This window comes from Bifidobacterium sp. M0307 (assembly GCF_016100445.1).
GTDB classification, from domain to species: Bacteria; Actinomycetota; Actinomycetes; order Actinomycetales; family Bifidobacteriaceae; genus Bombiscardovia; species Bombiscardovia coryneformis.
Genome location: NZ_JACFSL010000001.1, coordinates 1,377,993 through 1,398,723, shown reverse-complemented (window position 1 = coordinate 1,398,723; position 20,731 = coordinate 1,377,993). Strand labels below are relative to the sequence as shown.

General features: G+C 61.2%; 17 protein-coding genes and 1 tRNA gene. 9 read left to right on the top strand and 9 right to left on the bottom strand.

Features of this window, described 5'->3' with window-relative positions; genetic code table 11:
* Positions 1-13: 13 nt before the first annotated feature.
* The 4 genes from valS to H3V08_RS05840 all read right to left on the bottom strand — a co-directional run bounded on the left by valS (position 14) and on the right by H3V08_RS05840 (position 5,945).
* A complete protein-coding gene (gene valS / locus H3V08_RS05855; RefSeq protein ID WP_198181892.1) occupies positions 14-2,755 on the bottom strand; it encodes a valine--tRNA ligase in 2,742 nt (913 codons plus the stop codon).
* A 52-nt stretch (positions 2,756-2,807) separates the two neighbouring features.
* Positions 2,808-4,361, bottom strand: a complete 1,554-nt coding sequence (locus H3V08_RS05850; protein WP_198181891.1) for an ABC transporter substrate-binding protein — start codon at positions 4,359-4,361, stop codon at positions 2,808-2,810.
* A gap of 26 nt (positions 4,362-4,387) precedes the next feature.
* Complete coding sequence (gene nth / locus H3V08_RS05845) at positions 4,388-5,020, bottom strand: endonuclease III (RefSeq protein ID WP_198182142.1); 633 nt, start codon at positions 5,018-5,020, stop codon at positions 4,388-4,390.
* Positions 5,021-5,111: 91 nt separating this feature from the next.
* Positions 5,112-5,945, bottom strand: coding sequence for a winged helix-turn-helix transcriptional regulator (locus H3V08_RS05840; protein ID WP_033498360.1), 834 nt, complete (start codon positions 5,943-5,945; stop codon positions 5,112-5,114).
* A gap of 206 nt (positions 5,946-6,151) precedes the next feature.
* On the opposite strand from H3V08_RS05840, the gene H3V08_RS05835 reads away from it, so the two are divergent.
* On the top strand, positions 6,152-6,922 hold the full coding sequence (locus tag H3V08_RS05835) for a hypothetical protein (RefSeq protein WP_198181890.1): 771 nt from the start codon (positions 6,152-6,154) through the stop codon (positions 6,920-6,922).
* 23 nt (positions 6,923-6,945) lie between these two features.
* On the opposite strand, the gene H3V08_RS05830 is transcribed toward H3V08_RS05835, so the two are convergent.
* From H3V08_RS05830 to H3V08_RS05815, 4 genes are all read right to left on the bottom strand, one after another.
* Entirely contained in the window at positions 6,946-7,605 is a 660-nt protein-coding gene (locus H3V08_RS05830; RefSeq protein WP_198181889.1) for a manganese efflux pump MntP, read from the bottom strand.
* A gap of 213 nt (positions 7,606-7,818) precedes the next feature.
* Positions 7,819-8,463, bottom strand: a complete 645-nt coding sequence (locus H3V08_RS05825; RefSeq protein ID WP_198181888.1) for a DUF421 domain-containing protein — start codon at positions 8,461-8,463, stop codon at positions 7,819-7,821.
* Between the two features lie 3 nt (positions 8,464-8,466).
* Positions 8,467-8,913 (bottom strand): DUF3290 family protein, encoded by a 447-nt coding sequence (locus H3V08_RS05820; RefSeq protein ID WP_033491195.1) that lies wholly within the window; start codon positions 8,911-8,913, stop codon positions 8,467-8,469.
* Between the two features lie 218 nt (positions 8,914-9,131).
* Entirely contained in the window at positions 9,132-9,623 is a 492-nt protein-coding gene (locus H3V08_RS05815; RefSeq protein WP_033491197.1) for an inorganic diphosphatase, read from the bottom strand.
* Positions 9,624-9,884: 261 nt separating this feature from the next.
* Between H3V08_RS05815 and H3V08_RS05810 the strand changes: the two genes are divergently transcribed.
* Entirely contained in the window at positions 9,885-13,760 is a 3,876-nt protein-coding gene (locus H3V08_RS05810) for an LPXTG cell wall anchor domain-containing protein (protein ID WP_198181887.1), read from the top strand.
* 158 nt (positions 13,761-13,918) lie between these two features.
* Here H3V08_RS05810 and H3V08_RS05805 read toward each other — a convergent pair.
* Positions 13,919-13,995 (bottom strand) — tRNA-Met (locus H3V08_RS05805).
* 126 nt (positions 13,996-14,121) lie between these two features.
* Between H3V08_RS05805 and H3V08_RS05800 the strand changes: the two genes are divergently transcribed.
* From H3V08_RS05800 to H3V08_RS05770, 7 genes are all read left to right on the top strand, one after another.
* A complete protein-coding gene (locus H3V08_RS05800) occupies positions 14,122-15,183 on the top strand; it encodes a homoserine O-succinyltransferase (RefSeq protein WP_198181886.1) in 1,062 nt (353 codons plus the stop codon).
* Between the two features lie 176 nt (positions 15,184-15,359).
* Positions 15,360-16,175, top strand: a complete 816-nt coding sequence (gene atpB / locus H3V08_RS05795; protein WP_033498371.1) for a F0F1 ATP synthase subunit A — start codon at positions 15,360-15,362, stop codon at positions 16,173-16,175.
* Positions 16,176-16,339: 164 nt separating this feature from the next.
* A complete protein-coding gene (gene atpE / locus H3V08_RS05790) occupies positions 16,340-16,567 on the top strand; it encodes an ATP synthase F0 subunit C (RefSeq protein ID WP_015022486.1) in 228 nt (75 codons plus the stop codon).
* A 69-nt stretch (positions 16,568-16,636) separates the two neighbouring features.
* Positions 16,637-17,179 (top strand): F0F1 ATP synthase subunit B, encoded by a 543-nt coding sequence (locus H3V08_RS05785; protein ID WP_033498373.1) that lies wholly within the window; start codon positions 16,637-16,639, stop codon positions 17,177-17,179.
* Between the two features lie 51 nt (positions 17,180-17,230).
* Entirely contained in the window at positions 17,231-18,058 is an 828-nt protein-coding gene (locus H3V08_RS05780) for a F0F1 ATP synthase subunit delta (protein WP_198181885.1), read from the top strand.
* Positions 18,059-18,109: 51 nt separating this feature from the next.
* A complete protein-coding gene (gene atpA, locus H3V08_RS05775; RefSeq protein ID WP_033491210.1) occupies positions 18,110-19,771 on the top strand; it encodes a F0F1 ATP synthase subunit alpha in 1,662 nt (553 codons plus the stop codon).
* Positions 19,772-19,774: 3 nt separating this feature from the next.
* Positions 19,775-20,731 carry a F0F1 ATP synthase subunit gamma gene (locus H3V08_RS05770; RefSeq protein WP_198181884.1) on the top strand — a complete coding sequence of 319 codons (957 nt, stop codon included), beginning with the start codon at positions 19,775-19,777 and terminating at the stop codon, positions 20,729-20,731.

The following is a 20,731-nucleotide window of genomic DNA, read 5'->3' as shown; positions in this document are numbered from 1 at the left end:
ACCCCGGTCCGAACTACTTCTTCGGCTTCTTGGCGGGAGGCTCGCCCAGCTGGCTGGCGGTCACCCGTATGCCCGCCTCCTCATCGGCGGGGCCGGTTGCACCTGAGCCATCGGATTCCTCGACGAGGCTCAGGTCTCCAGTCGCCCTTCCGGCCTCGGCCACATCATCCAAAGCGGCTCTGACGGCATCCATGCCTTCGGGTGCCACACTCAGGGTGACCGAAAGGATGGGGGTCTTCATGGAGACCTTGGCCTCGGACTTGATCCTGCGCAGGGAGGCCAGGGCCTTCCCCGCCCAGGTCAGCAGCTCCGGGTCCTGTCCCTGTGCGGCCTCCCGGTATGCCTCCGCCTGAGGCCAGGGGGCGCGATGCACGGAGCCTTCGCCCTGGTGCATCCACTGCCAGACCTCTTCGCTGGCGAAGGGCAGGAAGGGGGCAAGGAGGCGGTCGAGTGCATCCAGCACCAGCCCCAGGGTGGTCCGGGCGCTCAATACCTGGGCCTGATCGGGGGTCCTTCCGGTGGCTTCCGCTGTTCCGTAGGCGCGGTTCTTGGCCAGCTCGATGTAGTTGTCGCAGAAGTTCCAGAAGAAGGATTCCACTGTTTCCAGGGCCTTGGAGTGCTCGTAGTCATCGAGGGCCTGGGTGGCCTGGTCAATCACCCGGGCAAGCCCGGCCAGAACCGCGCGATCCAGGGGAACGGTCACATCCGCGGGGTTCCAAGTAGCCTTGGCGGCCTGGCCCACATGATGGTTTTCGTCCTCACGACCTATGGCCAGGGCGAACTTGGTGGCGTTGAGCAGTTTGACGGCCAGACGGCGGCCGATCTTCATCTGCCCCTCGTCGTAGGTGGCATCCAGTCCGAGTCGGGCCGATGAGGCCCAGTAGCGCACGGCATCGGCACCATACTTCTTGATGGGTTCGTCGGGGACCACCACGTTGCCCTTGGACTTGCTCATCTTCTTGTGGTCCGGGTCCAGGATCCACCCCGACAGGGTTGCATTGCTCCAGGGCAGGCAGCCGTTTTCCAGGTGTGCCCGGTCGATGGAGCTGAAAAGCCAGGTGCGGATGATGTCCTGGCCCTGGGGGCGCAGATCCATGGGGAAGGTGGCCTTGAAGAGGGCCTGGTCTTCTTCACCTGGTTCGGCCCAGTGGGTCACGATCTGAGGAGTCAGAGAGCTGGTGGCCCAGGTGTCCATGATGTCCTTCTCGGCTGTGAAGCCGCCGGGCTGGTCACGTTGGGTTTCGTCGAAGCCCTCGGGCACATCGGTGCTGGGGTCGATGGGGAGCCGGTCCTCCGCTGGGGTGATGGGGTGGGCGTAGTCGGTCTCCCCATCCTCGGTCACCGGGTACCAGAGGGGGAAGGGGACACCGAAGAAGCGCTGGCGGGAAATCAGCCAGTCACCGTTCAGACCCTCCACCCAATTGCTGTATCGGACCCGCATGAAGTCGGGGTGGAAGTCAAGCTCCCTGCCCCTTTCCAAGAGCTCCTGGTTGAGCTTCTTGTCGGTGCCGCCATTACGGAGGTACCACTGGCGTGAAGTCACGATTTCCAAGGGTTTATCGCCCTTTTCGTAGAAGTTGGTCATGCGCTTGGTGGGCTTGGGCTCCCCATCCAGGTCGCCGGCCTCACGCAAGGCGTCCACGATGATCTTCCGCGCGGAGAAGGTGGTCTTCCCCTCGATCTGCTCGAAGATATCCTTGCCGCCCTGGTCGGTGATCCAGTCCGGCGTTGCCATGATGATTCGGCCGTTGCGTTGGATGATGGAACGGGTGGGGAGCTTCAGGTCGCGCCACCATTCGACATCGGTCACGTCGCCGAAGGTGCAGCACATGGCTATGCCCGCGCCCTTGTCCATTTCGGCGGCCGGGTGGGCCAGGATGGGAACCTCCACCTTGAAGAGGGGGGAGTAGACCATCTGCCCGAAGTACTGCTGGTAACGCTTGTCGTCCGGATGGGCGATCAGAGCCCCGCAGGCCGCCAGGAGTTCCGGCCTGGTGGTCTCGATGTAGATGGGGGTGCCGTCCTGGAAGCGGAAGGCCACCCGGTGGTAGAAGCCGTCGTACTCGCGCGACTCGAGCTCGGCCTGGGCCACGGCGGTCTGGAAGGTCACGTCCCAGAGTCCGGGGGCCTCCTTCTGGTAGGCCTCGCCCCGGGCAAGGTTCCGCAGGAAGGCCTTCTGGGCCACCCGACGGGGATGCTCGCCGATGGTGTGGTAGGTCTGCGACCAGTCGATTGAAAGCCCCAGGGAACGCCAGAGACTCTCGAAGAGTTTCTCGTCCTCGGCGGTCAGCTCCTCGCAGAGCTCGATGAAGTTCTGCCGGGAGACCGGAACCTGGTCCTTGGCGTTTATCTTCTTCCCGTCCGTGCCGTGGAAGGGTGGCTTGAAATCCGGGTCATACTTGAGGGAGGTATCGACGCGCACCCCGTAGTAGTTCTGAACCCTGCGCTCCGTTGGCAGTCCGTTGTCGTCCCAGCCCATGGGGTAGAAGACGTCATAGCCCCGCATCCTCTTGAAACGGGCGATGACATCGGTGTGGGTGTACGAGAAGACATGACCCACGTGCAGGTGGCCGGACACCGTGGGCGGCGGGGTGTCGATGGAATAGACGGACTTGCGGTCGCGGGAGTTGCGGAAGCGGTAGACCTCGGACTGCTCCCAGTCCTGGCACCACTTCTCCTCCAGGCCATCCACGCCCACCCTGTCGGGCAGGGGGGTCAGGCTGGCGTTGACGATTCCTTGGTTTTCAGCAGACATACCAGCATTTTATGGACGAACAATGACAAGGAGCCGGCGTCTGCCGGGCATGTCAGTGCCTGACCTCCAGGTTCCACAGGGGGAGGTACTGGTCGACCATGGTATGGGGCATGCCCTGAAGTCTGGAGGAGGCCAGAATCCGGGGGGTGCGGGCATAGAGCCAATCACTGGGGGAGAGGTCGCTGACCTGGCGTGCGTATGCCCCGAGCCGAGTCGCATACTCCTCCTGATTGGCCGAGCCGAGTACCTGATTCCAGGCGTCCTGGACTGCACGGTTGTCGAAGAGCATGGTGGTGTTGGGGTCTGCAAACCGGCCGATCTGATCGTTATCCATGGTCAGGATGGTCATGTCGTAGTCGTGGCGGTTCAGGACCTGGTCGCGGAAGGTGGGGCGGTCCACCATGGTGACCCTGCTGGGTATCCCCACTGCCGAAAGTTGGGAGGCGATCATGTCTCCGATCTGCCTGCCGTAGGTGTCCTGATAGACCAGGCGCAGGCCGCCCTTGTAATAGGACTGGGAGTAGTAGGAGGCGAACTGGGAGGCCTTTTCGGAGTCGTGCGGGAAGGCCTGGAGCCCGGCATCAAAGCCCGGACTCATTTCATTCAGCGGCCCACCCAGGGGTTTGGCGCCTCCGGCCTCAAGACTGGCCAGGGACTGGCGGTCAAGGGCGTAGCGGACGGCCTCGCGTACGTGCTGGTCGGAGAACAGGGAGTCGGGACTGTTGTTGAAGGCCAGGACCAGGTTGTTCTGACTGGGGCTGGTGGAGAGTTTGACCTCACTCCCTGCCCCGTCCGCCGCTTCCTCGGCCGGGGCCGCCTCGGTGGGGGTGAGGTCGACGATGGCGTCGAGGGTTCCCTTCTGCACCTGCTCGACCGCGTTTGCATCCTGACTGTTGTAGGTCAGGACGACGGTCGCCGTTTTGGCCGTGTCCGGCCCCTTGTACTGGTCGTTTCTGGTCAGGATCAGCGATGATCCCGGTCGCCAGTCCTTGACCTTGTAGGGGCCTGATCCTGCGGATGCGACGGAGTAGTTCACCTGGGCCCGACGGTCGTAGACAATGCCTGCACGGCCGCAGAGGGCCCTGGGGAGGTGGGCATCGGGCTTGCTCAATCCGATGGTCAGGGTGGTGGTGGACGGGGTGTTGACTTTGGCCAGGTTGGTCAGCCACTCATGTCCGACATACTGTTTTTCGACAATCTGCTGGAGGGACCAGAGGGCATCGGAGGAGTCCAGGGCCCGTCCGTCCGCGAACCGTGCGTCGGCACGGATATGGAAGGTGTAGATGAGTCCATCGGTGGAGACGTCCCAGCTCTGGGCCAGACCAGGGGCTGGATTGCCCTGTGGATCGGGGGTGAGCAGGGTCTGGTAGACGTTCCCAAGGAGGGCCTGCTCGATCGGCAGGTCGGTTTCGGTACGGATGTCCAAGGACTGCGGGGCTTCGCGGGCGGCTATGTGGATGGTGTCATCGGATCTGAGGATTCCCAGGCGGGGATTGCCCCTGCCGATGATCAGAGGCCAGGCCAGATAGACACCGGCAGCCAGCATCGCGGCCACCAGGATGAAGACGATGCCTGATTTGGAGGCCTTGCCCTTGTGCTTTGCCATGCTCCCGATTCTAACGGGGCGGCGGGTCAGTCCAGGATTCCGGCGCTGGGGCAGGTTGCGGACAGCGGGCAGTTCAGGCAATCCGGCTTGCGGGCATGGCAGGTCTGCCTGCCGTGGAAGATCAGTCGGTGGGAGAGATCGGTCCAGTCCTCGGGAGGGAAACAGTCACATATCTCGTGCTCGATTTTGACGGGGTCGGGGTGGGTGCTGCGCCAGTCCGTCCTCCATCGCAACCGGCCCGTGACCCGAGTGACGTGTGTATCCACCGGGAAGCCGGGAATCCTGAAGGCATTGCCCAGGACCACGTTGGCGGTCTTGCGCCCCACTCCCGGCAGCTGGGTGAGCTCCTCCATGGTCTTGGGCACCGTTCCCTGGAAGTCGTCGACCAGCATCCGGGAGAGTCCCACCAGGTGCTCCGCCTTGGCGTGGTAGAACCCCACGGAGTGGATGATGTCCTCGATATCGAGGGGGTTCGCCCCGCCCATGGCCGCGGGGTCAGGGTAGCGCTCGAAGAGCTCCGGAGTGACCGAGTTGACCCGTTTATCCGTGGTCTGGGCACTCAGGACCGTGGCTACAAGAAGCTCGAAGGGGTTGTGGAAGCGAAGGGCGCAGTAGGCTTCCGGGTACACATCCCGGAGGATGTCATATTCGGCATGCATTCTGGCCAGGCGCTCGGCCTTGGACTCCCTTCCGCCGGTTCGCCTGCCTGCAGTGCCGTCCCCATCGGTATCGTTCTTGCCGGATTCTCTCCTACTGGTCACTGTCGTTCGACTTCTTTTCCTCTGCCTTCCCCTTCCGGGGTGAGGCGGTTGAAGGTGCAGGACCCTGGGTTTGGGGGTCGCCCTGCGATGGGGGCTGTACCCGACCCCTGCCTGCCTTGGCTGATTCGGGCGGGTCAAACCGGTATCCCACGTTTCTCACGGTCCCGATCAGGTGTTCGTATTCGCCACCCAGCTTGGCTCTCAGACGGCGGATGTGCACGTCGACCGTTCTGGTGCCGCCGTAGTAGTCGTAACCCCAGACCTCCTGGAGGAGTTGGGCCCTGGTGAAGACCCTGCCCGGGTGCTGAACCAGGTACTTGAGCAGTTCGAATTCCTTATAGGCCAGATCGATGGGGCGGCCGTGGACCCTGGCCGTGTAGCTCTCGGTATCCACCACCAGGTCACCGCAACGAACCCGGCCCGTGGGGACCTGATCCTCGGTGATGCGTTGATGCTGGTCGGCCTGGACCTGGGGGGTGTCCCGCTGGCAGACCAGGCGCAGGCGGGCCTCCACCTCGGCCGGGGAAGCGGTTTGGACCACCACGTCCGCCACGCCCCATTGGGCGTTGACCACGGTGAACCCTCCCTCGCTCAGAATCAGGATGATCGGTGTCGTCAGTCCCGAGGCGCGTAACAGGCTGCAGATGGTCTTGGCATTCGCCAGGTCGTCGCTGGCGTCGATGAAGAGGACGGTGTCCTCGGGCATCTTGACCAGTGAGGCGGCATCGAGGGGGAGGACCCTGACGCGATGGGAAAGGAGGGCCAATGCCGGCAGAACGGTCGCGGGATCCTTGGCAAAGGTCATCAGCGTCAGATCGGTCATGCCCCACCCTCCTTCATCGTGTGCAGTCCACTGTATGCGAACAGGATGAACAATTGTCATCATTGTACAATCAGGCTTGTCGCCGGTCTCACAATCCGATACAGGGTATTCCGTGCCGTGACCGTCCTCAGGGAGGGTGCCTGACTTAGGATTGTTGGTAACGATCGGTCAATGAAACCTGCCGAAACCGGCGAACAGGAGGATACGTGGTGGATACCGTCAAGCGGACCGGGGGTAAATCCCCCATGGTGGCCCAGCTGCTGACTCTTGCCCTGCTGATTCTGCCCTCCCTGGCGGCCTGGGCGCTGGGAGTCCTTGGTGTGTCCGGTATCCTTCAGTCCGTTCTTGTGGTGGTCGCCATATTCGCCCTGGTGGTCTGCTGGCCCTTCGTGGGTCCAGGTATCCCCATCGATCCGGATAGGGGTATCGCCGCCCTGCTGGGTCTGATATCGCTGGCTCTTGTCTTCATCCTGCCCGGCTTTACGGGTCTGGAAGGGATCTGGAGCAGTGGGGGCGACCCGGGTTCCACCTGGCCCCTGGCCAGGCTTTGGTTGGAGTCCACCGGCCTCCTGCTGACCATCCTGGCTGTGGTCATGTTCGTCCGGCAGATGGCCCGGAAGAATCGGCGAATGGTGATTCGCGGCATCTCCGCCACCGCCCTTTCCGGTCTGGCGGTGGTCTGTGCGTCGGGATGGGTCCTTCTTCCCTCCTTCTGCTCGCTTGTCGCCGGCTCCATGGAGGCCGCCCCTCTGGCCGTGGTGCTGGTTGTGGTGGTCGGTCTGATTCTGCTGGTGGGGCTTGTCCTGGCCGGTAGGGAGTGGGGGCGGGATCTGGCTATCGCGGATGCCGAAGAGGTCGAAAAGACCGGCCAGACCAATCGTGTTGGGCCTGCCTGGTTTGGGATGGCCCTGGTGCCGGTCATGCTTTCCGGAGCCTTGGTGGTGCTGTCCATCACGGCCCTGCACTTCCTGGTCTGACAACTCCCCTGTCTGCTTGTGGTTCAGGGGAGGATGCCCAGGTGCTCCATGAATATCTGGACGCCCATGGCGATAAGTATGATGCCGCCTGCTATCTGGGCCGGCTTGCACCATCGCGCCCCGAAGAGGTTGCCGATTCGCAGGCCGAGCATGGAAGCCAGGGCCGTCACCGTTCCTATGACCAGTACGGCCAGCCAGATATTGACATCCATCAGGGCCAGGCTGGCACCGACCCCAAAGGCATCGATGCTGGTGGCGATGGACAGGGGGAGCATGTTCCTCCAGGAGAAGGGTTCCTTGGCCTGGGTCGACGGCTGGTCCTCCTTGTAGGCAATCGCCTTCGATCCGGTCTCCTCTGAATCGGTTTCTTCCCGGCCTGCCTCGCCCTGTTCGGCTCCCTCCTCCTCATCGGGTTCGAAAACCGCCTCGCGAATCATGTTGATGCCGATGATTCCCAATAGTCCCATGATGATCCAGTGATCAACCGCTGTTACATAATCTTCAAGCAGGGAGGCGGCGAAGTAACCGATCAGGGGGAACAGGGCCTGGAACCCTCCGAACCAGAGTCCGACCAACCAGTGATGACGTACTTCAAGCTTACGGACGGTGAGTCCCTTGCCTATGGACACGGCAAAGGAATCTGCGGACACGCCTAAGGAAATCAGTATGAGTCTGATGAACACAGCATTCCTCGATACGTTCATCCCATAAGGGGATGGGCCTCGACCAGGTTTCCTCGAACCCGCCTACGCCTCGGGTGCGTTGACAGCGGAACTGCCGAATAGTCGGCTTTGAATTCGCTGAATGCTGTTCACTTGTCACGCCTACTAGATACGAGTGCTCAGTATACCCAACTGAGGCGGGGCGTGGCAAGGTGTCTTCATCGACGGGCCGCCCTATTTATCCCGATATGTGACCGCGTAGAGATTCCCGTTCTGATATCGGGCCATGTAGACGTCAGAGACCTTCCTGATCCCCTTGTCGTTCAGGCTCTTCATCAGCCACTCCTCGTCCTTGCCCATCATGTCCAGCACATCGGGATCGGCACGGCCGTCCAGGATTACCGGATAGCGCACGTCCTGGTCCTCCTTGGAGATGACCGTCAAACCGCCGTTCTGCTCGACGATGCATCGCTTGACGTCCCGGATATCGTTGATTCCCTTGGTCCGCAGCTTGAAATCAACCTCTTTGGCGGTCAGGTTCACCTTCAGGCAGTTCCTGACGAGGAGTTCCCCGTTTTTGATGATGGTGACCGGTTCCCCGTCAATGTACTTCCCCACGATGTGGATGTGGGTCTTGGCATACCTGGTCAGCAGAATCAGCGCAGCCCAGATCAGCAGGATGACGACATACTGGGCCATGGAAATGGAGTTGCTGTAGATCACGCCGCCGATGATGCCGCCCAGCACGTAGTTCTGCAACTGGTCCATGGGTGAGGTGGGGGCAAGGTTCCCCTTGCCGGTCACGTTGATCAGGAGGGTGATGAAGAGAAGACCGACAATCAGCTTCAGGGCCACGTTGACGTAGAAATTGATATCCATGGGTCACTCTCCAATCACGGTGATGTCGGGCTTGTAAAGGTCGGCCTTCTCCAGGAGGAACTCCGAGCCGGAACTGTTGAACACCAGGGTGTAGTAGCCCTTGGGTGTCTTGATGATCATGTCGTTGTTCCTGGAGGTGTCGTTGATGCTGATGGTCCGGGGGTCCACGTCCAGCTTGGCCGCCGACTTCTCGATGACGACGGTCAACTGGCCGCTCTGGACACTGGCCGTGCGCAGGTTGGTGAAGTCGCTGTACTGTATAGCGGCAGCCAGCAGGAGGAGGGTGCCCAGGATGATGGCCAGGTCCTTGAATTTCCGATCCCACTTACGTCGGGCATACATGACCAGGAAGAAGAGGAAGGCCAGGGCCAGGGCGACGATGATGACGATCTTGATCAGCCGCCAGTCGGTCTGGCCCCCTTTGAGATAGGTATAGGTATAAAAGGTCATAGCGGCTCCCTGCTATTACGGGCATCTCCTACTTCGCATGGTAGACGGGTCAAGCAGTAATCGATGGATTTGAGGCGGTGCGAGCGCCCTTGCTCGGCAACACTGTGAGCAGTTGCACATTCATCTGCGGATATGCAAGTGGTGTGCCGACAATACGGGGAATGTCGACACACCACTTCCGCCACAATGGGCGGTGAAATCAGAACGGTCCGTTGACCTTACTTCTGGTTGGCCAGGCGCTCGCGAGCGGCCTTGATCTCGGTTTCGGCAGCCTCGGCATTGGTCCAGAAGTCGCCGGGCATGACCTCCTTGCCGGGCTCCAGGGCCTTGTACTGCTCGAAGAAGTGCTTGATCTCCTGCTTGTGGAAGTCGGAGACATCGTCGATGTCCTTGATGTCATCGAAGCGGACATCGGCGGGCACACAGAGAACCTTGTCGTCACCGCCCGCTTCGTCGACCATGTGGTACAGGCCAACGGCGCGGCACTCGATGATGCAGCCGGGGAAGACGGAGTTCGGAATCATGACCAGCGCGTCCAGGGGATCGCCGTCCTCGCCCAGGGTGTCCTCGATGTAGCCGTAGTCGTCGGGGTAGCCCATGGAGGTGAAGAGGGTACGGTCCAGCATGATGCGTCCGCTTTCGTGGTCCACCTCGTACTTATTGCGCGAACCGCGGGGAATCTCGACCAGCACGTTGAAGGTCTCTGCCATAGTCCTGTCTCCTTTGTCTGGCCGTGGCCACGCGGGCTCGGCCGAATCGGGTGTTTTCTCATACACAGCATAGCCAGGCGGGCGCACATTCGACCACATCCTTTCCGGGGTGAGAGCCTGGCCGGTTCCCGGGGTCATACTCAGGGTCCGCGGGGTGGAGGATGCCTGGCTGGATGACTTTCGAAGACAGTGCATTTCCGCCCCTGCTCCCAGCCTTGACCATCCCTGGCCGAGGATTTCAATCCGAAGAAAAGGACGAAGATGAAACAAAGAAGACAAGGCCCCAGTCCGCTGGCTTTGGTGATTGCCCTGGTGGTCATGCTGGTGCCGCTGTCGCCGGCCATGGCGGGAGGTGGGTCCGGGCATGCCGGAGGCGGCGCAGTAGGGCATGGCGCCTTTTGGCAGGGCTGGGCCTACCGTGACGATGATTCGGGAGGGTTTGGTGGTTATACGGTAGCCAGTATCGACAAGGCCTTTGGGGTCATGCGTATCAGGGACGGGGCGAATGGCACCACGGCCCGGGTCAAGCGTGAGGCCTTGGAGGAGGCCAACAGGAACTGCATGGGCAGATTTGACCAGGCCCATCCCGACAGGGTCGGTCAGGGGAACTGCCGGGTCACCGGCGTGGGCGTCGTTGTCGGCATGAGTGATGGGCAACGGGTCTTCGACGGGGTGAGCATGGCCCAGCACTCCATTTGGATGGACAACTGGCGACGGTCCGTGGCGGTCCGGCCATACAGCAACCGGGGTGTCTCCTACCGAACAAGCCAGGCTTTTTGGGACCAGCCCGGAGATTCGCTGGATGGATTGGCCGAGCGGTATGCCGGCAACGAGCGCAGCATCTCCCTGGTGGTGCTCATGCTTAACGACTTCGAACCCAGGCCGGCCGATCAACCGCCAACCCAGGCCGACAAGCAGGTCGAGCTGGGGACCAGTGCGGACCAGATGACGAATCAGACGCGGATTACCACCGATACAGGAGCCAACGGCCGTGAACTGGTTTTCCGAGACGACTTCCAGCCCATGGGGCAGCGGTACACCGTCGGCAACCAAAGGGTGATTGACCTGACGGATGGGCAGGATCTGAGCGGTCGCTTTGACTTCAACACCGTGACCGGGGCCACCCCACCCGCGAATCGTGCCGTGGCCGTTTGGCGGGGAGGTGACATGCCGGCGAACCATGTCTGGCAGTGGGGCCTGGATGTGACCGTGCACCAGCCGACCATCAATATCCTGCAGGATACGGGTGCTGTCTGGTGGAAGGGGGTAACCCTTGAGGTCGAGCATCCTACCCCGACACGGAGCTTCCCCACCTGGGCGCCCAACCCCGACAAGTCTTGGGTGCTCCGAAACCCTTCAACAGGCCAGTGGCACACTGTCATCGATCCGGAACGCACCAACCGGACCGGAGCCGATGGTCATGTCTTTCTGGACGGTGACGAGGTCGGTGCCGTGGTCAACGCCACCGTGGATTCCGGCCTCATCCAGGCTCCCGACTTGCTTTCCTTGGATGACGACTGGTCCGCTGCCGACTATCTGGTTGATCAGGAAGGTGCCGAAAAGGTGCGGGTCTATGAGGCCAAAGGTGTAGCGGATGGTGATGGCCGTTACCGGCAAAGCAGCGTTTCGGACATCAGTGAGCATGGTGTTGACGTGACCGATCGGTTCGATATCACCGCTTCTGGAACGACGGTCAGAGCCAGGGCCAAGAGCGGTTACCTGGCGCGTCTGCAGAGGATGCCGAACCCCTTGCAGGTGACCATGCTGGTGCCGTTCGTCGTCAACTTCGCCAATGGTGGCGGGGCGGCGCAGGTCCGGCAGGATATGGGCAAGGGCCCGGGTGAAGAGGTGAACTTCTGTGCTGCCATGCCTGCCCAGCCGGGTGGGGACGGGTCCTTGACCAACAGGGGATTCCAGACCGTCAATGGGCAGACTGCTGAAACCAACCGTCCGGGTATCTGCGCCTACCTGCCTCCCGTCAGGAAGGACGTGGTCTCCGAGTCCAGCCAGGGAGGCACCCAGGGAAGTGTGGACGGAAAGATCGTCCATCCCGGCCAGCGACTGGAGTACCAGCTGGACTCACAGCCCTCCCTTCCCGCAAGCCTGGCCTATCCGGTCAAGGAGATTACCTTCACCGACACCTACGACCAGTGGTTCAGGCCGGACAAACAAACCCTTGAGATGATGGACCTTGCCAAGGGTAGGCCGATTCCCAAGAGCGGATACTCCACGCATTGGGACGATCGCCTGCACCTGGTCCGTGTTTCCCTGAAGGATGCAGGTCTGATTGGGCAGTGGCTGGCCTCGGGCAATCCCAGGGTCCAGCTTCGCTTCGAGGGAGTGGTGGATAAGGCGGCCCCGACCGATCATCGGGTGGACAACCAGTGGGTGCTCACCATCAATAACTCCCTGACCCCCTCGAATCGGGTCGTCAACCCGCCCCCGAAGGTCAACCCTGTCAAACGTGTTGTCAGCTCCCGCGATCAGACGGTCAACATCGATGGGCGGACCCTTCTCCAGGGGGATACGGGGGTTTACCGGATAACCATGGATGTCAGCCAGTCCGACCTGGCATACAAGGTATGGAGACTTGGCCTGGTGGATGACTTCGACGATGAGCACCTCAGCATTGATCCGGGCCACATCCGGGTCATGGGATCAGACGGGCAGGACTACACCGCTCGGTTCAACATTCAGATTCAGGGTGGGGTTGTGTACGCCTTCGCCAGGACCGTCGACACCTTCATCCCGGCAACCGGCCTGACTGTAAACGGCGATCCGCAGCCCGCGGATCTGGCGGCCTATGCTCGCAGAATCGGGCATAGCCCTCTGGGTGAACCGTCCATCGACCAGTCCCTGCTCGGGCGCACCTATGATCTCATCCTGCCCTACCGGGTCATCAGGGTCGGGCGCGGACAGGTGCTGAGGAACCAGGGCATACAGGTGTTGAATGACATCAGGCGCAAGACCAACGTCGTCTCCAACCCCCTGCAACCCCTCAATCCGACCAAGGACGTTGTGGTGGCAGTGGGAGGCAGGGGCTCAGATGGCAGGAGCGTCTACCGTGACGATTCCTTCCTGTACAGGTTGGACTCAAGCATCCTTCCCCCAGGCAGGGCCTACCCCCAGGTGGACCAATGGCGGATTGAAGACCAACTGGTCCCTGCCGTGGATCGGTTTACGGGGCAGTGGGCCGTCTACGCCTCTCGGGACCTGTACCGGGGTGGCAAGGTTCTGGTTCATAAGGGTGGGCAACTGGCTGGTTCCGACTTTGATGCTTCGCCATTGGGCGGTGATCTCTTCACCCTGGTTTCCGGGTCGGATGGGAAGGTTGCGATTACCGCCACGGCAACATATCTGGCCATGGTTTCCGCCATGCCCGACCAGGAGGTGGGGTGGCGAGCCTACCTGCAGTGTCGTCGCCTGGTCACCGTCGATAGGCATGAGAACCGCTTCACCGAGTACTACCAGGACAAGGTGATTCCCTCCAATGCGGTGTGGACCAGGACACCGGAGCTGACCCCAGGCCTGCATGTGGAGAAGTTCGACAAGGTCAGCGGGTATCCGGATGGCGATCGGGACCATCCCAGCCAGGCCCTGCCTGTCGCCGGTGATACGGATATTGTCTTCCGCATCACCAACGATTCCGGCAAGGATCCGGGTACAGGAGGAGGTCCCCTTTTCCGGGCCAAGGATCTCACTCTGGAGGATTGGACGGTCAATGGCGGTGGCCGGGTCATTGACTTCAGGTATCCGCAGGGGTGGAATGACCTGATTCTCAAACCCGGACAGTCAGTGGACGTTCATGGAACCCTGGTGGGGGTGTCCGGACACCATACCGACAGGGCGAGGGTAAAGGGAAGTCCACTGACCACCTGTCCGGTCGATTCTCCTGACTCCATGCCGGATCAGGACGGCTCCCTGACCCGGACGGCCGCAGCCGGAGGATCCGAGCCGGTCGAGGGGCAAACCCTGTGCGCAGACACCGAGGTTGAGTCCAACCTTGATGACTGGAATGGGACCTCGTCAGGCTTGTCGGCAACAGGTGCCCAGGTTTCCCTGGCCCTGGTCCTGCTCACCATCTCGTCCTTCGTCGGGTTGGTCGTCCTCCTTCTCGTCAGGAAGAGGCGGAAGTAGCCGGTGATCCGAAAAGGCAGCCGGTTTTGACCCCTGGAGACCCCTACCCTTTTGCCCGTCCTGGCCCCTGCTCTCCAGATTTCCTCCGGGAAACCTCAGAGTGGTGAGCGATGGCGGGAGAAAAGAAAAACCTGGAATTCCTCAGAATTCCAGGCCACTGGTAGCGGGGTCAGGATTTGAACCTGAGACCTCTGGGTTATGAGCCCAGCGAGCTACCGAACTGCTCCACCCCGCGTCGGCTGTGTTGCACAGCAGTTATCCATCTTACGGATTGGTCGACTTTTGTCAAGTTTCGGCGATTGCGTGGGTCACCAATCGGAAGTCCCGGGGTCGCAGAAACCGGATAGGGGATAATGGACCTATGCCTATCACCGTCCCCACCGGGTTGCCTGCCAGATCTATCCTGGATTCGGAGCGCATCTTTGCCCTGGAGACCCATGAGGCGGAGCGTCAGGAGATGCGCCCGCTCAGGCTGGTCATCCTCAACCTGATGCCCAAAAAGGTGGAGACCGAGACCCAGCTCCTGAGGCTGATTTCCAAGTCGCCCCTCCAGGTCGACGTCGACTTCATGAAGACCTCCACCCACGAGGCCACCCACACCAGCCAGGACCACCTGGTCAAGTTCTACGAGAACCTGGATGTGCTCCGGAACAACTGCTACGACGGCCTTATCGTAACCGGGGCCCCGGTGGAACAACTGGAGTTCGAAGAGGTCGACTACTGGGATGAACTGACCCGTATCCTGGACTGGGCCGGTAGCCATGTCTTTTCGACCATGTATCTCTGCTGGGGTGCCATGGCCGCCCTCTACCATCGGTACGGCGTCGCCAAGCACCTCCTCGACCGTAAACTCTTTGGGGTCTTCCCCCAGTACCTTCAGGACGAGTACTGCTTCATTACCAACGGGTTTGACGAGATTTCCCTTCAACCCCACTCCCGCCTGGCCGGTGTGGACGAGGACCAGGTGCGGGCCTGCCCGGACCTGCAGGTGCTGACCTGGGGCCCGCAATCTGGTCCCGGCCTGATCTGCACCCAGGACTTTTCGGAGATATTCTCCCTGGGCCACTGGGAGTATGACCGCGCCACCCTGGCCCAGGAATATCGCCGCGATACGGATAGGGGGCTCTGCAATGTCCCCTTCCCGACCAACTACTTCCCCCACGACGACCCCACCCTGGAACCCGTCTTTTCATGGCGGGCCCACGCCAACCTCCTTTGGCGCAACTGGCTGAACTGGGTATATGAGACCACTCCCTACGACCTGGCCATGGTTCCGGCCCTGCGTGCGGCCGGCAAGTTGGGCACGGACCGGTCCATCAGGCACGAGCCGGGTGCGCCCCGTCGTGACCGGTACCGCCCCCTGGAAACCGATGGATATGGGCTGGTCAGGGGAGGCTTCGACAAGGTCGATGAAGAGTTTTAATCTTCCTATCGGCCAGTTCCGGATGGAATTTTCGGTGCCCAATCTGATTTTCGTAACAAGCCTGTGAGGTGTCGGTTACGAGCAAGCGATGTGTTGGGCTACACTACCGATACGGTGCCGCTAAATAGAGCGTATCCGCGCTATAGTGAGCACTACGTCGTTTCAGGAGGCGATAGATGTTAGAGGCAATAGGGAGTGGGACAATCAGTCTGGCCATGGCCACGCCGAGCGAGCTCCCTTCCGTTGACGATTTTCTGCCTCCGGAGATCCTTTTCCAGGGGACGCCATTCGCCATGAACCGGATCATTCTGGTCAGGCTTGTCGCCATGGTGGTCATTCTTTTGGTCCTGGGCATTACGGCTTCCCGGGCCAAACTGATTCCCTCGCGCTGGCAGGGGGCTGTCGAGTGGGTCATCGAGTTCATTCGCGACTCCGTGGTCTACGACACCCTGGGCGAGGTACGTGGCAAGCGCTACGTACCCATGATCACGACCATCTTCCTGACCGTCCTGGTGTTCAACCTCTGCGGCATCATTCCTGGCATGAACATCGCGGCCACGGCCACGATCACCATGCCCCTGGTGTTCGCGCTCTGGACCTTCTGCCAGTACATGATCACCGGCATCCGGGAGCAGGGGTTCTGGGGCTACTTCAAGACCGAGCTCTTCCCCGCCGGGGTGCCCTGGCCCTTGTACATCATTCTTACCCCCATCCAGTTGCTTGAGATGATCATCGTCAAGCCGGCCTCCCTGACCATCCGGCTTTTCGCCAACATGGTCGCCGGCCACCTCCTGGTGGCCGTCAGCCTGGCCTTCACCCAGTTCTACGTCATCGAGGCCACCAACAAGCTTCTCGCCCTGGCGGGCGTCGGCTGGTTCGCTCTGGGCTTTGCCCTGACGGCCTTCGAGATTTTCGTGGCTGCCCTGCAGGCCTATATTTTCGCCATCCTTTCAACGGTTTATATCTCCATGAGTTACCCCGAGGAGGACTGAACCGATGAATCGCAACCGCAGACTCCGGTAAGGGGCATATCCTGGAGGCCCCGTACGGGAGTCTGACGTTTGCATCAATAGAGTTTTGCGGTACCGACAGGTTCACAGCGATCGGTACCGTGCCAAGATCCAAGAACCGGCAACGGTCTAGGAAAGGAAAATAAATGGACATCATCACTCTTGCTGAGGTCTCCGGCAATCTGAGCATCCTGGGCTACGGCATCGCCGCCCTGGGTCCTGCCCTGGGACTGGGCATCGCGGTGGGCAAGACCGTTGAGAGCATGGCCCGTCAGCCCGAGATCAGCGGACAGCTGCGTACCACCATGTTCATCGGTCTGGCCCTGATTGAGGTGCTGGCACTGCTGGGCTTCGTGGCTCTCTTCATCGCCTGATTCCATGCGGCGGATGCATCGCCATGATGCACAAGATGGCATGGCTTCGATAGCGGAAAGGAGGAGCCAATGAACGCAGTAGCAGCCGGCAACGGGATAGAACTGTTCATCCCCAAGCTCTACGACATCGTATGGTCTTTGATCATCCTGCTCATTCTTGCTGTCTTCTTCTATAAGTTCTTCATGCCGAAGTTCCAGTCGATTTTCGATGAGCGCTCGGCCAGGATCGAAGGCAACATCCAGAAGGCCAAGAAGGCGAAGGATGATGCCGATGAGGCCAAGAAGAAGTATGAGGACCAGTTGGGCAAGGCCCGCGTGGAGGCTTCGCAGATTCGGGATGATGCCCGGGCCGAGGCATCCAGGATAGTCGCGGATGCCCGTAGCAGGGCCGAGACCGAGGCGAGCCAGATTACCGAGAACGCCCAGCGTTCCCTGCAATCCCAGCAGCAGCAGGCCCTGGTCTCCCTGAAAGGTGAGGTGGGTACCCTGGCCACCGCACTGGCGGGCAAGATCCTGGGTTCCCAGTTGCAGGACAGTGCCGTGCAGTCCTCCATGATCGACTCGATCATCGCGGATGCCGACAAGGACGAAGCGGACAAGCAGAAGGCATGATGACTGACAGGCAGACTGCAGGATCATCGTTCACGCGGAAGGGGAGGTGAGATGCGAGGAGAGACTTCACTGGCCTCCGACAAGGAGACCCGCGACAAGTATGCACCCCGGCTGAAGAGCAAGGGGGAGGATGCTCTCCGTGTCGCCACGGAGCTCTATGCCTTCGTCAACCTGCTGGATGCCAACAAGACCCTGGAGAGGGCCCTGACCGACCCCTCCCGTTCGGCCGCCGACAAGCAGCAGGTGATCGACCTGATTCTGGGCCAGGAGGCCGACCCCCTGACCGTGGATATCCTCCACGACCTGGTGGGCCACCAGTGGAGCAGGATTGCCCACATCGCCAATGCCGCGGAGGACCTGTCCGTGGATGCGACGGCCTATTATGCCGACGCCCTGGGTATCACCAACCAGGTGGCCGGTGAGCTGGCGGAGATACACTCCGCCCTCCTGGGCATGCCCCTGGTGCTCTTCCACCTTTCGGATGAGTACGGCAGGCCCGAGGCCCGGGTGAATCTGCTGAAGTCCCTGTTGGACGGGCAGGATATGCACCCGGTCACTGAGCAGCTCGCCCTGAACGCCACCCAGGATCTACGCGGGCGGCGCTTCCCCGACACGGTCATGTGGCTGGTCGACAGGTTCTCCGAACACATGGACCAGGTCATGGTCACCGTCACCACGGCGGTCCCCATGAGCGATGAACAGTCCAGCCGTATCCAGGATGTATATGGACGCAAGTTGGGTAAACCGGTCCATATCAATTCGGTTGTTGACTCATCGGTCCTTGGTGGCATGAAGGTCCAGTACGGGTCGGTCTCCACGGACGGCACGGTGGCGACCCAGCTGAAGCACCTGCGACGGCGGATGACGACGGCGGGATGAGGCCGGAAAAAGAATGACAGACTTGAACAAGAACGAAAATAAGGAGTGATCATGGCAGAAATGACCATTGATCCCGCCGTTGTGCGCAAGGCGCTCGACCAGTTCGTCGAGTCCTACCAGCCGACGAATACCCCCACCGAGGAGGTGGGCTACGTTCGGACGGCCGGCGACGGTATCGCGCACGTAGAGGGACTGCCCGGCTGCATGGCCAATGAGTTGCTGACCTTCGAGGACGGCACGCTGGGCCTGGCCTTCAACCTGGACGCCAGGGAGATTGGTGTGGTCATCCTTGGTGACTTCGCAGGGGTCGAAGAGGGCCAGGAAGTCCACAGGACGGGGGAGGTGCTCTCGGTCCCCGTCGGTGACGGCTACCTGGGACGCACTGTCAACCCGCTGGGTGAGCCCATTGACGGTCTTGGTGAAATCAAGAGCGAGGGTCGAAGAATACTCGAGGCCCAGGCTCCTGACGTCATGCACAGGCATCCCGTCGACGAGCCCCTGTCCACCGGCATCAAGGCCATCGACGCCATGACCCCCGTTGGCCGGGGTCAGCGCCAGCTGATCATCGGTGACAGGCAGACCGGCAAGACGGCTATCGCCATCGACACGATCATCAACCAGAAGCGGAACTGGGAGTCGGGCGACCCCAAGAAGCAGGTGCGTTGCATCTACGTGGCCATCGGGCAGAAGGGCACCACGATTGCTTCGGTCCGTTCCTCCCTGGAGGAGGCCGGGGCCATGGAGTACACCACCATCGTGGCCTCCCCGGCTTCCGACTCCGCAGGGTTCAAGTACATCGCCCCCTACACCGGTTCGGCCATCGGCCAGCACTGGATGTACGGCGGCAAGCACGTTCTGATTGTCTTCGACGATCTGAGCAAGCAGGCGGAGGCCTATCGGTCCATCTCCCTCCTGCTCCGCCGCCCGCCGGGGCGTGAGGCGTATCCCGGAGACGTCTTCTACCTGCATTCGCGCCTGCTGGAACGCTGCGCGAAGCTCTCCGATGATTTGGGTGGCGGTTCCATGACCGGTCTGCCGATCATCGAGACCAAGGCGAACGACGTCTCGGCCTATATCCCGACCAACGTGATTTCCATCACCGATGGTCAGATATTCCTTCAGTCCGACCTCTTCAACGCCAACCAGCGTCCTGCCGTCGATGTGGGCATCTCCGTCTCCCGAGTGGGTGGCGCCGCCCAGACCAAGGCTCTGAAGAAGGTCTCCTCGACTCTGAAAATCTCCCTGGCCCAGTATCGTTCGCTCCAGTCCTTCGCCATGTTCGCCTCGGATCTGGATGCGGCCTCCAAGGCCCAGCTGACCCGTGGAGCCAGGCTGACCGAGCTGCTCAAGCAGCCCCAGTTCACGCCTTACTCCATGGAGAAGCAGGTTGTTTCCGTCTGGGTCGGCACCCACGGCAAGCTGGATGATCTGGACCTGGAGGACGTCCTACCCTACGAGTCCGGCCTCCTGGATTACCTGGACCACAACACGGACATCCTCAAGACCATCCGCGACACCGAGGACTTCACCAAGGAGACCGAGCAGGCCCTGGAGAAGGCCGTGGACGAGTTCGCCAAGACCTTTGTGACCCATAACGGCAAGACCCTGGACGGTCGTCAGGCCGAGCAGGATGAGGAGGACCAGCCGGTCGCGGTCCAGCAGGAGAAGCTGGTCGCCGAGGGTGGCAAGAGCGGTAAGGCCGGGAAGCGGTAGATCATGGCCTCACAACTCGCATTCAAGTCAAGGATCGCCTCTACACGGGCCTTGGAGAAGATCTTCAATGCCCAGGAGATGATAGCCTCCTCGCATATCGCCAAGGCCCGTACCGTGGCCCTGGATGCGAAGCCTTACTCCGATGCGATCTTCGATGCGGTCCAGGCTCTGGTGGCCCATACGGACGACATTCGTCATCCGATTGTCCGGAAGGACGAAAAGAACCCGCGTGTGGCCGTTCTGGCACTGACCGCCGACCGTGGCATGGCCGGTGCCTATACCTCCTCGGTCATCAGGGAGACGGAGTCCCTGCTGGAACGTCTGGACCGGCAGGGCCGTCAGCCTGAACTCTTCGTCTACGGACGTCGTGGTATCTCCTACTACAAGTACCGCAACCGAGACATCGCCAGAACCTGGGAGGGTGAAAGCGATCGGCCTGGGGTGAGTGTAGCCAGGGAGATATCGGATGCTCTCCTGGAGACCTATATGACTCCGGCCGAAAAGGGCGGGGTCTCCGAGCTCTATATCGTGTTCACGGAGTTCATCAATATGGTCGTCCAGAAGGTACGCGTCCTGCGGATGCTGCCGCTGGAACTGGTTCGTCCCGATGAGGAGGACCCTCAGCAGGCCGTGGATTCACCCGAACCGGGAGACCAGGGCACGGTTGGCGAGCCCGGCAGCCACTATGCGGCCCTGTATGACTTCGAACCCAGTCCCCAAGAGGTATTGGATGCAGTTCTGCCCAAGTACATCCAGTCACGCATCCACGAATGTCTGCTCACCTCGGCCGCCTCGGAGACGGCCAGCAGGCAGAACGCCATGCACACGGCAACGGACAACGCCAGAAGTCTGATCGACGATCTGACCAGGAAGCTTAATGCCTCCCGTCAGGCCTCGATCACCCAGGAACTTACCGAGATCGTCGGCAGTGCCGATGCGCTCAACAAAGAGGAAGAGTAG

Bases quoted from the DNA above. Each gene is read 5' to 3' on its own strand.
- nth (WP_198182142.1), bottom strand. From the start codon at position 5,020: ATGCATGCCGAATATGACATCCTCCGGGATGTGTACCCGGAAGCCTAC.
- H3V08_RS05850 (WP_198181891.1), bottom strand. From the start codon at position 4,361: ATGGCAAAGCACAAGGGCAAGGCCTCCAAATCAGGCATCGTCTTCATC.
- H3V08_RS05825 (WP_198181888.1), bottom strand. From the start codon at position 8,463: ATGGATATCAATTTCTACGTCAACGTGGCCCTGAAGCTGATTGTCGGT.
- atpB (WP_033498371.1), top strand. From the start codon at position 15,360: ATGTTAGAGGCAATAGGGAGTGGGACAATCAGTCTGGCCATGGCCACG.
- valS (WP_198181892.1), bottom strand. From the start codon at position 2,755: ATGTCTGCTGAAAACCAAGGAATCGTCAACGCCAGCCTGACCCCCCTG.
- H3V08_RS05800 (WP_198181886.1), top strand. From the start codon at position 14,122: ATGCCTATCACCGTCCCCACCGGGTTGCCTGCCAGATCTATCCTGGAT.
- H3V08_RS05780 (WP_198181885.1), top strand. From the start codon at position 17,231: ATGCGAGGAGAGACTTCACTGGCCTCCGACAAGGAGACCCGCGACAAG.
- H3V08_RS05840 (WP_033498360.1), bottom strand. From the start codon at position 5,945: ATGACCGATCTGACGCTGATGACCTTTGCCAAGGATCCCGCGACCGTT.
- atpE (WP_015022486.1), top strand. From the start codon at position 16,340: ATGGACATCATCACTCTTGCTGAGGTCTCCGGCAATCTGAGCATCCTG.
- H3V08_RS05815 (WP_033491197.1), bottom strand. From the start codon at position 9,623: ATGGCAGAGACCTTCAACGTGCTGGTCGAGATTCCCCGCGGTTCGCGC.
- atpA (WP_033491210.1), top strand. From the start codon at position 18,110: ATGGCAGAAATGACCATTGATCCCGCCGTTGTGCGCAAGGCGCTCGAC.
- H3V08_RS05820 (WP_033491195.1), bottom strand. From the start codon at position 8,913: ATGACCTTTTATACCTATACCTATCTCAAAGGGGGCCAGACCGACTGG.
- H3V08_RS05810 (WP_198181887.1), top strand. From the start codon at position 9,885: ATGAAACAAAGAAGACAAGGCCCCAGTCCGCTGGCTTTGGTGATTGCC.
- H3V08_RS05785 (WP_033498373.1), top strand. From the start codon at position 16,637: ATGAACGCAGTAGCAGCCGGCAACGGGATAGAACTGTTCATCCCCAAG.
- H3V08_RS05770 (WP_198181884.1), top strand. From the start codon at position 19,775: ATGGCCTCACAACTCGCATTCAAGTCAAGGATCGCCTCTACACGGGCC.